The sequence below is a fragment of the Alteromonas sp. S015 genome (genome assembly GCF_036864485.1).
In the GTDB taxonomy this organism is placed as follows: domain Bacteria; phylum Pseudomonadota; class Gammaproteobacteria; order Enterobacterales; family Alteromonadaceae; genus Alteromonas.
Window position 1 is genome coordinate 269,988 of record NZ_JAZETO010000007.1, and the last position, 13,161, is coordinate 283,148.

Here is a 13,161-nt window from a genome sequence, read left to right on the forward strand (position 1 = left end):
CTATAAAACAGAATTTAGTATTCGAAGTAAAATACTAATTTATCAGAAACGAAAAAGACAAAGCACAACTTCAAGGTACGCGAAATAATAAAGATAACTTGTGATTACTTTCAGTTTACTTAATACATAGTGTGGGTTAGATGAAAATCAAAAAAAAATGTCAAATGATAATGCGTATTCTTGACTTACTGCATTCTGACTTGTAGTGCAGCACGCGTTATGACATTCATCTATTCACCGTTTCGGCAATTTAAATTCGATGATAGACTGGTTAAAAATACAGTTTGTGAGAAATAAATTAAATGCAGCTTAACCTTTCAAACCAAAGTGAATTTGAACCTATAAGTCCAGCGACTGAAATGGGTGCCTATGAAGCTTTATGGGCAGAACAAGGTGCGACATTCAAACGTATTGCAGAAAAATTTAAGAGTTCACCTAGCTCTCTACCATCTGACTTTGTTGAACCCGATGAAATTGAGAGCTACAAAAAGGAAGCTTTAGGTCTTATTCACAAGGCTGGGGTTGAGGATTTCGGTATTCGTATTCATGGTACCGCTGAATATATGCCGAAATTAAGAGATGCCAGATATCCTATTGAATTGATGTACTATCAAGGATTTTGGGATCTTGCGAGTTCTCCATCAATAGCAATTGTTGGCACACGTGAGCCATCGGATGATGGAATCAAGCGTACTCGAAAGCTAGTCAAGTTACTCGTTAAAGATGGATACACGATTACTTCAGGGCTAGCCAAAGGAATCGATACTGCCGCGCACAAAACTGCGCTACAAGCTGGCGGGAGAACAATGGCAGTGATTGGCACACCGTTATCTGAAAACTACCCAAAAGAAAATAAGAAGCTTCAGGAGTTTTTGAGCAAAAACTTTCTTGTGATCAGCCAGGTACCTTTTGTTCGTTACTCAAAGCAGACACCGATGTATAACAAGCTTTTCTTTCCTGAAAGGAATAAGTTGATGTCGGCAATTACTGAAGCGACTGTCATAATTGAAGCAAGTGAAACTTCTGGTACTTTAGTTCAAGCAAGAGCAGCCTTGGAGCAAGGACGAAAGCTATTTATCTTAGAAAGTTGTTTTCAAAACCCTAACATTACTTGGCCAAGCACATTCGAAAAGAAAGGTGCTATCAGAGTGAGAGAGTATGATGACATCAAGGAGCATTTACAGCCTTGACTTTCCGACTTCAAAAAGTAGATGAATTGAGTCTTCGGGATCACTATCATCTAACCGATAATGATGAGTGTTGGTACTTTGGCGAATATACCGCCTATAAAGATTGGTCTTTTAGTGAGACCAATCAGCTTATTAAAAACTTGAAAAAGAAAATGTCCGTACAAGGCACTAATCAGTGGCCTTATAAGTTACGGGCAATTGAGCGTGTAGGTGATTTGTTGGCAAGTGTAATCGATACTTCCAGGCTTCAAAGGTTTTTATTTGTCCCTATTCCACCCTCAAAGATCGTTGGTGATCCTGATTATGATCCGAGGATGAGACAGACATTAGATAATGCTGCTGCAAAATTGAATTGTCGTCTGCCAATCGCAGAATGTATCACGCAAGTCTCAAATACTGAACCTGATCATGAGTCTGTTGATAGTCGACTTTATCCTGAAGATAGGGCTGATACCTATCAAGTTCATCAGGAAACAATACCTTCAGGTACAGAGGCTATCCTTCTTATAGATGACGTGCTAACAACAGGCAGTCATTACAAAGGTGCTGAAATTGCGATAAAAAGACTATATCCGCAAATGCGGGTTCAGGGTTTGTTTGTTGCTCGCCGAGTTCATGAAAACCCTTTTGAAGAAATTGATTTGTCTGACTTTTTTTGAACGCGAACTCAACTTCTTCAAGGTGCACTACTCGTTAACTAAGGTAGACCTACGAAAGTCATTAAGTACATTGGCACGTTACCTGAAACCAATACGCTTTCTCTATCTTACACTTAATGTCCGTGCAATCTAGCTAATACAAACTTGTTGCTCCATGCTAGCAGAAGAATAAAGCAGATAAACGTTCTATTCAGGAAAAGACCGTCTTGTTGTTCCCTTTGACTACGTAAAAGTGGCGATAAATCAATCAGCTTCACTGTAATAGCGTCTCGAATAGTTGTTAACTAGAAAGTAGCTATGTAGCTTTCGATAATCGCTACTAAAGGATAGATCACGTTAATATAGATTAACGTTACCTGTCTCAATCAATGTTCCGAGATCGATGAAATAATTAGAACCAGCATAAAAGTGTTATTCAATTGATACTAGGGAAGATGCAAATAAGTTCCTAACGTGAGATCATGACTGCATGTTAAGTTACATTCTCTACTGCTCGTGAGCCAACAGTTAATTATTGCCAGTAGTCAGCTAAAGCAAGCGCTGATAGCCCTATAAAGAGGTTTTCCTATCACGGATAGACAACTTATTACCGTGCTCACAATTGATAGAAGTGATTGAACTTTTGTATCCTAAAGCTGATATTAATCGCCTTATTCATATGCAGAAAAATAAGTGAAGCAGAGAGTATCTATAACCGCGGGGCGAGAGTCACTTATCGACCAGCGCTTGAGTGGCGCTTAAGTTGAAATCGCTGAAGTTAGTTTGTGCCTCAACGATTTAAACAGAATATCTGATTTCTCTTTCAAGTTGCCGATGAATTTATATTTATCGGGTGTGTTTATTTATATAGCTCCTCAAGCCTCCTCAATTTTTTGTATTTCTGGTTAGCCCCCGTTATAACGTTAATGGAACTGGACAAAAGGGAAGTATTGTGGCGGCTACTTAAAGCGTTCAAGTTCTACCGCAGTATCTGAATTATGGAGTTGGAGACGCGCCCAAAAATTTGCATGGTTGTAGGCTATCTCTCTCATCATGACTATTTCTTAAATTCTGCCGATGAACGGGCTATTCTAATCACAAATCAGCCTCAACTGTTTACCAATTCGCGAAAATCCATTATTCTCCATATTGGTTATGTTTAATGCTTAAGAAATGTTTAAATCCATATCAAAAGTAATATTAGTGTTTACAGTGCTATCTGCCCTCGTCGGGCAAGCGATGGCTGTAGATACTATGAGTTTTGAAATGGCTATTGACAACAAACATTACAATAGTAATTCTGAATCGAATTGCTCTACGAACATGAGCCATGGTATGAGTGTAGATTCTAGCAGTTCGGAGAACGCTAGTATTAAAGATTGTTGCAACACTTCGGAATGCACATGCCCACCAGGTGGTTGTACTCATGCTCCCGTCCTTATAGCTTCCATGATGACTGTTCAACACCCAGTGGTGCCGGACGCTTCATTTGGCTTGTTCTTCCAACAGCCAGTTTCAGTAACATCCTCACTTTTTCGCCCACCGATATTTGCCTAACACGGGGTCAGTGCGTCCAAATTTAACGCACAATTTGTTTCAGTTCCTGTTTATTATCTAGGTGCTAGCGTACCTATATGTGCCAGCTTTGTCTGGAGGCAAAAATGTTAAAAAAAATCATCTATCAAGCTGCGGTATTACTGCTAATTCTACCTAGCATTGCCATGGCAAATATCCACCATGGCGCAAACGACGTCTTCGAATTATTAGTTTATAAATCACCATCGTGTGGATGTTGCAAAAAGTGGATAACCCATCTAGAAAACCAAGGGTTTCAACTACGTACAAAGGACTTTCATAACTTGAGCGACATCAAGAACGAATACGGAATTTCGCCAAATCTTCGCTCTTGCCATACCGCTGTTACAGAAAGTGGCTTTGTATTTGAAGGCCATGTCCCTTCTAAGTTTATAAAACGATTCTTGTTAGAAGAACATCCAAAGGCTATCGGGTTATCTGTTCCAGCTATGCCAGTAGGTTCACCCGGAATGGAAGTAGCAGAGCAGTTTATGCCTTATACCGTTTTCATTATATATCAAGATGGGAGCTACGAACCTTACGCGAAAGTAGAAAGCTACGAAAGTCAATTCGATTGAAGTCAAAGTTAAACAAATAAATGCGCACTTTTGACAATCAAAGCAATTTTAATTTTTAAAAACCAAAGATAGAGGTAATCATGAAAGCACTTGTTAAATCATTTGCAATATTTAGTGTACTGCTAAGCAGCGTGGCATTAGCACATGAGGCTATAGAAATTAAATCTAGCACACCAAGCAAAAATGCAATGTTGATGGAGGCCCCAATGGAACTATCAGTCAGCTTTACCAAGGGAGTTAGATTAATAAAAGTAGTTTTAAAAGACAGTGAAGGTGCAAAAGTTGATTTTGGCTTTGAACCTCCGAAAGAGGTTGCAACGGATTATTCTTGGACCTTACCTAAATTACGTCCAGGTTCATACAATGTTGAGTTCATCATGCTTGGCTCCGATGGGCACAAGATGAAAGATAGTTTTGGATTTATGGTGCACTAAAAAGGGGATTCAGCTGTGGAAATGTATATCTGGAACACTGTAATTGTAGTGACAAAGCTAATGTTTTATTTAGGTTTCGCGGCCACAGCTGGATATACATTTTTCTGGCGAGATATTAACGACAGTAGGACAAGTTATACAACGCCATCTTATAGCGCTGTATGGGTAAAGGTTTGTGTCTTTGTTGCGTTTATTTCTAATGCAGTGTGGTTTATCGCGAACACTGGAGCGATGGTAGAAGAGGGAATTCAAGGCGCACTTGACCCCTTTATGCTTAAGATAATGTTGAGTTCTCCTATCGGTGAAGTCACCTTGTATCGTGCGGGGGGGCTAGCCGTAGCTTTAATAACTATCTACTTATTGAAATTTAAACCTCTTAAACCTTTCCTAAGGTTAAAGTCTTGCTTACTTGTGCTGTGTCTATTCACTCTCTCGTACACATTTACTTTAACCGGCCACGTTTCTGAATTAGGAAGTATTGCTCGAATACTACTTATGGTTCACGTATTTGTTATGGCTTGGTGGTTTGGTGCATTGATTCCGTTAAAGCTCTCCTGCCATTACCAGAGCTACGAAAAGCTTTATAAATTAATGGATAGGTTTGGTACGCAGGCGGCCGTATTGGTTACCTTATTATTATCTGCAGGCATTTGGCTAGCTATTCAATTGGTAGGTAGTTTTGAAGGGTTATTTAGCTCCATATATGGGCAAACTCTTCTTGTTAAAATGTTCCTTGTAACTAGCATTCTAGCTATTGCTATACGGCACAAACTGAAATTAGTCCCAAAACTTAAAAGTGGCTCGGGAAGCGAAGCACTCTCAAAATCCATTTCATTAGAGTTAACAATAGCAGTTGCTATTTTAATCATTACTTCTGGGCTTACGAGTATTGTAGGTCCCGAAAGATAAAACTTAGAAGAGAAATTCAAATGAAAATTAAATTATTAGTCTTACTATTTATCATGCCCGTAATCATGAGTTTTGCTGCTAGTGCCCATGAAAAAGAACATCATGAGAAAGGTATGTTTAGTGGGTTAGATACGCCTGCAGCTAAAATAGTTATTGCATTCCATCACGCGCTTAATACGGGAGACAAAATCACTGCGAAGAGCCTACTGGCGGATGATGTGACTATTTATGAAGGAGGCGGAGTTGAGAGGAGCGCAGATGAATATGCTCAACATCATATGAATTCAGATATGGAATATCTATCGTCAGTGACAAATAAAGCGTTGGAGCATCAAGTCAAAGTTCTGGGCAACACAGCAATCTCCGCATCGCGGTTTCTGGTCAATGGGATGTTTAAGGGGGAAGAGAGAGACTACCAAAGTATGGAAACAATTGTCTTAATCAACACCGAAGGAGAGTGGAAAATCAAACATATTCATTGGTCAAATTGATTCGATTAACTACCCGAGAGAGCTCGTATGAAAAAATTTTTAATCATAATCATTTCGTCTTTGTTATCTTTTTTTCACTTTCGCTCATGATAACAATGCAACTGATAAAGATCAGATAAAAGACATTATAAAGCAAATTGAATATGGCTGGGAGAATGGAGACGGTGCCCCCTTTAAAAAGCACTTTTTCGACTTTAAAGGCGCAAGATACTTTGAATCTGGCGGACAGAATGTAGGGTTAAGTGACTTGATAGAGCATCATGTTGAACCAGAAAAGGATGCCTTAGTTTTCTTAAGTTTAGATTTTTCTAACATTCAAACTCATGTAGAAGATGATTTTGCTTGGACACTCGTTGATACAACCGTTCAAGGAGAGGTTAGGAAGTCTGGAAAAACTTTCAACAAAACGGGGTTTCAAACCTTTCTTTTTAAAAAAGTTAACGGTGAGTGGCTGGTAGTTCACACGCATTCCTCTAGTAGAAATCGTGCAAAAGACTAGCGAAATAAATGTATTGAAAGCTACTTTGGTAATATCAACGGTAGCTTTCCAGTTTGCTCAAGATCAGAACCATCTCGGCTATCCTATTGCCAAAATGCCTTACACTTCATATTGGCACGAACTAAGCTTCCCGCCAGCCAATGAACCCTTATTATTCGTTTTTGCACAGATTTTTAATCAACATCGAATCCTTAAACACTTGTCCTCCCAACCTACATTTTGTTCCACATACGCTATTCTCAAAAGGTGCAGAGAAATATGAAAATCGTTTATTTTGGAAACGACTTATTCTCGAATTGTTTGTTACTTCTAATTAAAAATAGATTGAACATTGAACGCGTTTTTATAAACGATGTTCAGGAAAATGCGAGCTTCATCAAACGAATTTGTCGTAAATACAATATTGTTTATTCCACTGAAAAACCAAGTATCGTGACTCTTAAAGGATATTTAAATGACGAACAGACAGTCTTTGTTGTAGCCGATTACGGATACAAAGTACCCACAAACGAAATAAAATATGCGATTAATATCCACCCATCTTTACTACCCAAAAGTAGAGGCCCAACCCCACTCACCTACATTATCGACAACCCTGAGAACGCGGGTGTTAGCATTCATAAACTCACTGAGAAACTTGATGCAGGTAGCATCCTAATCCAAGAGAAATTTGAGGTCGAAAACAATGAAACGATTTCATCATTGATGGTCAAGTCTCAGTTACTCGCAGAAACTCTGTTAGAAGAATTACTTAATAACTTTAATGAACTTTATAATAACGCCACACCTCAATTGGAAAAGCTAGCGTCATTCCAAAGTCTACCTCCAGTAAAAAGAAGGTTTGTAAATTGGGATCAAAACACCGCTCAATTTAGTCATGCCCTTCGACAGTATGGGCACTTTGGGATTCTTATTTCGTTAGATAACGCGTTATATATCGCAAATGATGTCGAAGTCACAACTTTCAGTCACGATTTCACGTGCGGTAGCATAATCTTTGAGGATGCACTAATTAAAAGCATTGCTATAAATGATGGCTATGTTGTACTTTCTAAGCGTAGTTTAAGGCTATATGAATCAAGAGTACTAAACTAGTTGATTACGGCTTTAATGTTTAAAGGTCCTAAGCACTTTTTTGTGTTGTGTTGATCTACGTCAAAGTAAGAATAACGGAATACCGCTACTATTCCCTTACTCACTGATGGAGTTTATTGTGTCAGGCATTTATAAGTGGTTTAAATTAGTACTAATAGCTGCGCTGCTTTCACAGCACGGCTTTGCTATGACGAACCCAATTAAATGTGATGGTCACGACACATCAGAATCTCATATGTCCTCAAATGATTCCTTATCAAGCGTAGAACATACTACTTTAAATAATCACACACTTCATTCAGAAAAGAACCAGGATGTACAGCACTGCGAAGGAAATGATCAATCGATATGCGCGTGCTGTATAGGTGCTTACTGTGCAACTTCTTTAACCCAATTTTGTATACTTTCAAATATTGAAATTCTGATAAGTGAAAACATTAAGCAAAGCTCATTTTCAGATATAAATATTACCCCTTTAATTGGTATACACTCTCCTCCCTTCCACCCTCCGATTAAGAGCTACACATAAACTCAGTGAGGCTTTTCTCTAAGTTTTCTTTACTAATCAATTGCAATCAAAGAATGTCTTAGACGATCAACTGCTTAATTAATATACATTAAGACACTGTTTGCTATCAGTAAACGAACAGCAAGTATTATCCGCCTCACTTAAAAACGCATTACATCTTAGAACCGAAAGTTTCACGAGTTACATGCCTATTGACCTGCGTCCCACACACAGGTTTAGCCTTTAGGTATAAGTAAAATTTTAGGTTAAAGACATCGGAACAACTATGAAAGTAAGAGAGATCGCAAGCGCCTTGGCTACAACGCCAGATACTGTTCGCTATTACACGCGCTTGCAGTTAATAACGCCGGCAAAATCTGACAATGGTTATAAATTCTATTCAACGAAAGATGCTTCCAGGTTGCGGTTTATATTAAGTGCAAGGCATTTAGGTTTTTCAGTTGAAGATATCAAGCAAATTCTCAGAGAAGCAGATAATGGAAAGACCGCTTGTCCCCTAGTTAGAACCTTAATTGCAAGAAGGCTAGCAGAAACAGAAAGACAATTTAAGGCAATGTTGTTACTCAGGCAAAATATGATGCTGGCAGTAAGGAAATGGGGAGCAATGGGTGACAAAGCCCCATCCTCACACGTGGTCTGTCATTTAATAGAAGAGTTTGAACACACCGTCCTGGAGGAAAACATAAATGACAGAACTTAATGCAGGTGTTTCTTCAGAAAAATTGTTGTCCGTCAAAAAACAAGTCTTCTAAAAATAGGAAAAAAGGAGAGCACTATGAGTGCAGAAGTAACACAGCGACAATTAGTGATAGAAGGCGCCGGATGTGCCAGTTGCGTTGGAAAAATAGAAGCTGCCTTGAAGCAGACGCCGGGAGTGCAGAATGCCGAAATGAACTTTGCAGACAGAACAGTACTTGTATCGGGTACAGCGGATTCTCAATTATTGGTTCAAGCAGTAGAGTCCGTTGGTTACAACGCAAAGCCTTTCGAAGATAAGCCTGACACTGATGTAGTCGATGAAAAAGAAGCAGCGGATAGGACCTATTACAAAAAGCTGATGCGAGATACTTTCATTGCGCTTTCGCTAGGTATCCCTCTAATGACTTATAGCATTGTTGTCGACGAAATGACGGTCGAGACTAATGTCGAGAGGTTGTTGTGGCTAGCAGTTGGCCTACTGACGCTGGGTGTAATGTTCTTTTCCGGCCGGCATTTTTACATCGGTGCGTGGAAGAGCTTTAAAAATCATTCTGCCAATATGGATACACTCATTGCACTTGGTACAGGCACAGCATGGTTCTATTCGATGTTGGTAGTGTTGGTACCTGAAGCAGTGCCGTTAATGGCAAGGCACGTTTATTTTGAAGCTACAGCTATGATCATTGGTCTAATTGATCTGGGGCTTGCCTTAGAACTAAAAGCCCGCGGAAAAACCTCAGAAGCAATCAAACGTTTAATTGGATTACAAGCGAAAACAGCCACGGTTATTCGCGACAATAAAGAGGTCCAGGTCGCTATCGAGCAAGTGCTTTTTAACGATGTCATCAAAGTCAGGCCTGGAGAAAAAGTGCCTGTTGATGGTGTGGTTGTTGAAGGCCATACGTCAATCGACGAGTCAATGCTAACCGGGGAACCGATGCCAGTTGAAAAATCACATGACGATGAAGTCGTTGCTGGAACTCTCAACAAGTCAGGAATGTTTCTATTTAAAGCAACTCGAGTAGGTAAAGACACGGCACTGGCGCAAATCATTGCAATGGTTAAACGCGCACAAAATTCAAAGCCGCCTATTGGGCGCTTGGCCGACGTGATATCCGCTTACTTTGTTCCTGTGGTCATGATTATATCTGTGCTCAGTGCGCTAGCATGGCTGAACTTTGGGCCTGAGCCCGCACTGGCATTTGCCATAGTTTCGGCCACCACTGTATTGATCATTGCTTGTCCATGTGCATTGGGCCTAGCCACGCCGATGTCAGTTATGGTGGGGGTTGGAAAGGCTGCTGAAGCCGGCGTGCTAATTCGCAACGGCGAAGCGCTACAAACGGCATCAAAAATCAGTGTGATGATACTGGATAAAACCGGAACGATTACGGAAGGTACACCCAAGGTCACTGACATAATTTTAGCCAATTTCAGTGATGAAAAGACAGTGCTGCAATTGGCAGCTAGTCTGGAAAATGGTTCAGAGCACCCATTAGCAATGGCGATAGTAGAAAGTGCCCACGACCAGGGCATTGAGCTGCTGAAAACCGAAGAGTTTAATGCGATTACCGGTATGGGGGTTGAAGGCCGTTGTGAAGGAAAGGCCTTATTGTTTGGTAACAGCAAGCTTATGGCTTCAAAAGGGGTGGGCATAGGTAATTATTCAGAGAAAGCACAAACACTGGCCAAAGACGCCAAAACTCCCATGTATTTCGCTGTAGATGGACAACTTGCTGCCATCATAGCGGTTGCCGACCCGATAAAACCTGACTCTGTTTCTGCCATCAAGCGTCTTCAGGCTAATGATATCCGGGTCATCATGTTAACGGGGGACAACAAAGAAACTGCTGCTGCAGTGGCAAAGAAAGCGGCAATAAGCGAGTTTTTTGCTGAAGTATTGCCCGAAGATAAGGCCAACAAAGTACATGAATTACAGCAGCAGAGAGAAGTAGTGGGTATGACTGGTGATGGAATTAACGATGCTCCGGCTCTTGCCTTGGCTGATGTTGGCTTTGCCATTGGTACAGGAACGGACGTTGCCATTGAAAGCGCCGATATCACCCTGATGCGCGGCTCGTTGCATGGTCTGGCCGATGCTATAGCGGTTAGTAAAGCCACCTTGCGCAACATTAAGCAAAACTTGTTTGGAGCCTTTATCTACAACGTAGCAGGTATACCTTTTGCGGCGGGCGTGCTCTATCCATTTTTCGGAGTATTGCTAAGCCCAGTTATCGCCGGAGCCGCCATGGCATTTTCTTCGTTAACAGTGGTATCAAATGCGAACCGGCTTCGCCTATTCAAGGCAAAGGACCACTAAGGAGTTTTCTTATGATGATAATTAATATTGTAGGACTTACGGGTATTGCACTGATTATTTGGTGGTTTTGGTTATACAAGCCTGATCAGACAGTTACTGAAAGTAACGAAATACTCATAGAAGTAAAAAATGGCGTGTACTCACCAGCGTCTATTCAGGTAAACGCAAACCAATCTGTTACGTTGAAGTTTTTGCGCAAAGATGAGTCTCCCTGTTCCGAAGTACTGCTAATTCCTTCATTAGATATCAGTGAGCAGCTAACGCTTAATGAGGTAACACCAATTCACCTCGAAAACGTCCCACAGGGCGAACATACTTTTCACTGCCAGATGCAGATGTATCGCGGTGTTCTTACGGTGGTATAGGAGGAGTCATGAAAAACAGTCACCCCAGATTTTGGTCAACACCTACAGGGTGGGCAGCATTAGCGATGATCGCTGCCGTTACTTATTTTTTAATTTTCGAACATGGTCATCATGTCCTTCAGTTTCTTCCCTATTTGATTTTATTGCTGTGCCCATTCATGCATATATTCATGCACAGTAGCCACGGTAAACACGGACACGCCCACGAACATTCTCGCGACAGTGACAATAAGCAGAAAAGTTTTCAGGAATTGAGTGATAACAACGCGGCTTATCGTGATGGATACATTCAGGGGTTGGAGGAAGGCCGAAAGGAGTCACTTAAAAAGGACAACCAAGATGAAAGATACATATGATTATGGCTTATGGTCAATGGTGATACTGAACTCAGCTATTTTTATCTTTTTTGCATTCAGTTTTGTAAAGCCAAAATCTTCCACCGACTGGCGAAGTTTGGGGGTATTTTCTGCGTTTATTGTAGCCCTGTTTACCGAAATGTATGGCTTCCCACTGACTATTTATTTCTTGTCAGGATGGCTTGCTGAAACCTATCCGGAAGTAAACTTTTTTGCGCACGAAAACGGACATCTGTTGCATACTTTCTTTGGTTTTAAAGGCGACGCCCACTGGGACCCATTTCATATCGCCAGTATGGTATTTATTGTTGCAGGATTCTTTATCTTGTCCTCAGCATGGAATGTGCTGCACCACGCTCAGAAGAACCATCACTTAGCTAAGACTGGATGGTATGCGCGGTGTCGCCACCCTCAATATTTAGCCTTCATACTGATCATGTTCGGTTTTTTGTTGCAATGGCCGACCATTCCCACACTGGTCATGTTTCCAGTTTTAGTTGTTGTGTATGTGAAACTGGCAAAGCGTGAAGAAGCTCTGGCTATTGCTGAATTTGGCGATGAGTATGTGAGCTATATCAACACGACACCTGGCTGGATCCCAAACCTCAACTTTAAATTAAAAGGTGAAAACCATGAAAAAATTCACTAAATCAATCATTTTTTCAACCACATTAGTAATGGCTGCAACATCGCAAGCTCAACAAATGGAAGAGCATGAGCATAAGGGCTCAGACAAGCCAGAGATTCAAACGGGAATGCCTATGCGTGGCCAAGATATGCATATGATGAATGCAAAAATAAAGTCGATGAAGGAAGAAGTTAACGCTATCAAAGAAGAAAAGAATCCCAGCAAGCAGCGTGAAATGATGAAAAAACACATGCAATCCATGATGGGAATGATGCATATAATGCACGAAAAAATGGAAGGGCAACCCATGCAAAACCAAGTTGATATGGCAGAAAGGCATCTTAAGATGATGGAAGTAATGATGTCGAAAATGGATGGAAGCCATTCACCCGAATCTCAGAAACATTCAAATTAACACCCGAGGAGAAAGATATGAGTGATTTAGACCACAGAGTCGGTGTCAGAGAAGCAAATTTAGTCGTTCGGAATTTACGGCTCAGCAATGTCTATGAAGCAAATTGCGAGCCCCTAATTGAAGAGATTGACAAGCTCTTTGGCATTGATGAGGTGAGCTACAACATCAAAGAAGGGGCTATTCACCTGGCATATGATGCGACACATATCGATTTAGACGGTATTGAAGCGATCATTCGAAAACACGGCGCAGATCTTCACAATGACTGGTGGACACACACAAAAGAAGGTTATTACCAGTTTGTAGATCAAAATATAAAAGACAATGCGACGCACAAACCGTGGAGTTGCCACCACTTGCCGCAGGGCGCTCACAGGAAGCGTACATAACCTTAATGTGCTCTACGTTCTCACTCAACAACAATGCTGAGCGATGTCGTT

At 40.8% G+C, this 13,161-nt stretch carries 16 protein-coding genes; all 16 read left to right on the plus strand.

Annotated elements, in window-relative coordinates; genetic code table 11:
- Positions 1 to 302 precede the first annotated feature (302 nt).
- The 16 genes from V7R42_RS14845 to V7R42_RS14920 all read left to right on the plus strand — a co-directional run bounded on the left by V7R42_RS14845 (position 303) and on the right by V7R42_RS14920 (position 13,110).
- Entirely contained in the window at positions 303 to 1,190 is an 888-nt protein-coding gene (locus V7R42_RS14845; RefSeq protein ID WP_012516816.1) for a DNA-processing protein DprA, read from the plus strand.
- Positions 1,187 to 1,849, plus strand: a complete 663-nt coding sequence (locus V7R42_RS14850) for a hypothetical protein (protein WP_334021036.1) — start codon at positions 1,187 to 1,189, stop codon at positions 1,847 to 1,849. The genes V7R42_RS14845 and V7R42_RS14850 overlap by 4 nt, the downstream gene beginning before the upstream one ends.
- A gap of 1,152 nt (positions 1,850 to 3,001) precedes the next feature.
- Positions 3,002 to 3,385, plus strand: a complete 384-nt coding sequence (locus V7R42_RS19960; RefSeq protein ID WP_438823657.1) for a CopL family metal-binding regulatory protein — start codon at positions 3,002 to 3,004, stop codon at positions 3,383 to 3,385.
- Between the two features lie 104 nt (positions 3,386 to 3,489).
- On the plus strand, positions 3,490 to 3,981 hold the full coding sequence (locus V7R42_RS14860; protein WP_334021037.1) for a DUF411 domain-containing protein: 492 nt from the start codon (positions 3,490 to 3,492) through the stop codon (positions 3,979 to 3,981).
- Positions 3,982 to 4,061: 80 nt separating this feature from the next.
- The gene (locus tag V7R42_RS14865) at positions 4,062 to 4,415 is read left to right on the plus strand and encodes a copper resistance CopC family protein (protein WP_012516900.1); all 354 of its coding nucleotides are present in this window, start codon (positions 4,062 to 4,064) and stop codon (positions 4,413 to 4,415) included.
- Positions 4,416 to 4,436: 21 nt separating this feature from the next.
- Positions 4,437 to 5,324: a copper resistance D family protein gene (locus V7R42_RS14870; RefSeq protein WP_203565510.1), complete on the plus strand. Its 888-nt coding sequence runs from the start codon at positions 4,437 to 4,439 to the stop codon at positions 5,322 to 5,324.
- A 20-nt stretch (positions 5,325 to 5,344) separates the two neighbouring features.
- Positions 5,345 to 5,815, plus strand: a complete 471-nt coding sequence (locus V7R42_RS14875) for a YybH family protein (RefSeq protein ID WP_012516902.1) — start codon at positions 5,345 to 5,347, stop codon at positions 5,813 to 5,815.
- A gap of 136 nt (positions 5,816 to 5,951) precedes the next feature.
- Positions 5,952 to 6,314, plus strand: coding sequence for a DUF4440 domain-containing protein (locus tag V7R42_RS14880; RefSeq protein WP_231514349.1), 363 nt, complete (start codon positions 5,952 to 5,954; stop codon positions 6,312 to 6,314).
- Between the two features lie 258 nt (positions 6,315 to 6,572).
- Positions 6,573 to 7,409, plus strand: a complete 837-nt coding sequence (locus V7R42_RS14885) for a formyltransferase family protein (protein WP_015066038.1) — start codon at positions 6,573 to 6,575, stop codon at positions 7,407 to 7,409.
- 794 nt (positions 7,410 to 8,203) lie between these two features.
- Positions 8,204 to 8,638 carry a MerR family transcriptional regulator gene (locus V7R42_RS14890; RefSeq protein WP_012516906.1) on the plus strand — a complete coding sequence of 145 codons (435 nt, stop codon included), beginning with the start codon at positions 8,204 to 8,206 and terminating at the stop codon, positions 8,636 to 8,638.
- Positions 8,639 to 8,713: 75 nt separating this feature from the next.
- Entirely contained in the window at positions 8,714 to 10,957 is a 2,244-nt protein-coding gene (locus tag V7R42_RS14895) for a heavy metal translocating P-type ATPase (RefSeq protein ID WP_012516907.1), read from the plus strand.
- An 11-nt stretch (positions 10,958 to 10,968) separates the two neighbouring features.
- On the plus strand, positions 10,969 to 11,322 hold the full coding sequence (locus V7R42_RS14900) for a cupredoxin domain-containing protein (RefSeq protein WP_012516908.1): 354 nt from the start codon (positions 10,969 to 10,971) through the stop codon (positions 11,320 to 11,322).
- A gap of 8 nt (positions 11,323 to 11,330) precedes the next feature.
- Positions 11,331 to 11,678, plus strand: coding sequence for a DUF2933 domain-containing protein (locus V7R42_RS14905; RefSeq protein ID WP_334021038.1), 348 nt, complete (start codon positions 11,331 to 11,333; stop codon positions 11,676 to 11,678).
- On the plus strand, positions 11,662 to 12,327 hold the full coding sequence (locus tag V7R42_RS14910) for a methyltransferase family protein (protein ID WP_334021039.1): 666 nt from the start codon (positions 11,662 to 11,664) through the stop codon (positions 12,325 to 12,327). The genes V7R42_RS14905 and V7R42_RS14910 overlap by 17 nt, the downstream gene beginning before the upstream one ends.
- Positions 12,311 to 12,721: a hypothetical protein gene (locus V7R42_RS14915; protein WP_012516911.1), complete on the plus strand. Its 411-nt coding sequence runs from the start codon at positions 12,311 to 12,313 to the stop codon at positions 12,719 to 12,721. The genes V7R42_RS14910 and V7R42_RS14915 overlap by 17 nt, the downstream gene beginning before the upstream one ends.
- A gap of 17 nt (positions 12,722 to 12,738) precedes the next feature.
- Positions 12,739 to 13,110, plus strand: a complete 372-nt coding sequence (locus tag V7R42_RS14920; protein WP_012516912.1) for a hypothetical protein — start codon at positions 12,739 to 12,741, stop codon at positions 13,108 to 13,110.
- Positions 13,111 to 13,161: the final 51 nt, after the last annotated feature.

Coding starts and splice junctions, on each gene's coding strand:
- V7R42_RS14845 (WP_012516816.1), top strand. CDS start 303: ATGCAGCTTAACCTTTCAAACCAAAGTGAATTTGAACCTATAAGTCCA.
- V7R42_RS14875 (WP_012516902.1), top strand. CDS start 5,345: ATGAAAATTAAATTATTAGTCTTACTATTTATCATGCCCGTAATCATG.
- V7R42_RS14890 (WP_012516906.1), top strand. CDS start 8,204: ATGAAAGTAAGAGAGATCGCAAGCGCCTTGGCTACAACGCCAGATACT.
- V7R42_RS14915 (WP_012516911.1), top strand. CDS start 12,311: ATGAAAAAATTCACTAAATCAATCATTTTTTCAACCACATTAGTAATG.
- V7R42_RS14885 (WP_015066038.1), top strand. CDS start 6,573: ATGAAAATCGTTTATTTTGGAAACGACTTATTCTCGAATTGTTTGTTA.
- V7R42_RS14895 (WP_012516907.1), top strand. CDS start 8,714: ATGAGTGCAGAAGTAACACAGCGACAATTAGTGATAGAAGGCGCCGGA.
- V7R42_RS14910 (WP_334021039.1), top strand. CDS start 11,662: ATGAAAGATACATATGATTATGGCTTATGGTCAATGGTGATACTGAAC.
- V7R42_RS14865 (WP_012516900.1), top strand. CDS start 4,062: ATGAAAGCACTTGTTAAATCATTTGCAATATTTAGTGTACTGCTAAGC.
- V7R42_RS14920 (WP_012516912.1), top strand. CDS start 12,739: ATGAGTGATTTAGACCACAGAGTCGGTGTCAGAGAAGCAAATTTAGTC.
- V7R42_RS14870 (WP_203565510.1), top strand. CDS start 4,437: ATGTATATCTGGAACACTGTAATTGTAGTGACAAAGCTAATGTTTTAT.
- V7R42_RS14860 (WP_334021037.1), top strand. CDS start 3,490: ATGTTAAAAAAAATCATCTATCAAGCTGCGGTATTACTGCTAATTCTA.
- V7R42_RS14905 (WP_334021038.1), top strand. CDS start 11,331: ATGAAAAACAGTCACCCCAGATTTTGGTCAACACCTACAGGGTGGGCA.
- V7R42_RS14900 (WP_012516908.1), top strand. CDS start 10,969: ATGATGATAATTAATATTGTAGGACTTACGGGTATTGCACTGATTATT.
- V7R42_RS19960 (WP_438823657.1), top strand. CDS start 3,002: ATGTTTAAATCCATATCAAAAGTAATATTAGTGTTTACAGTGCTATCT.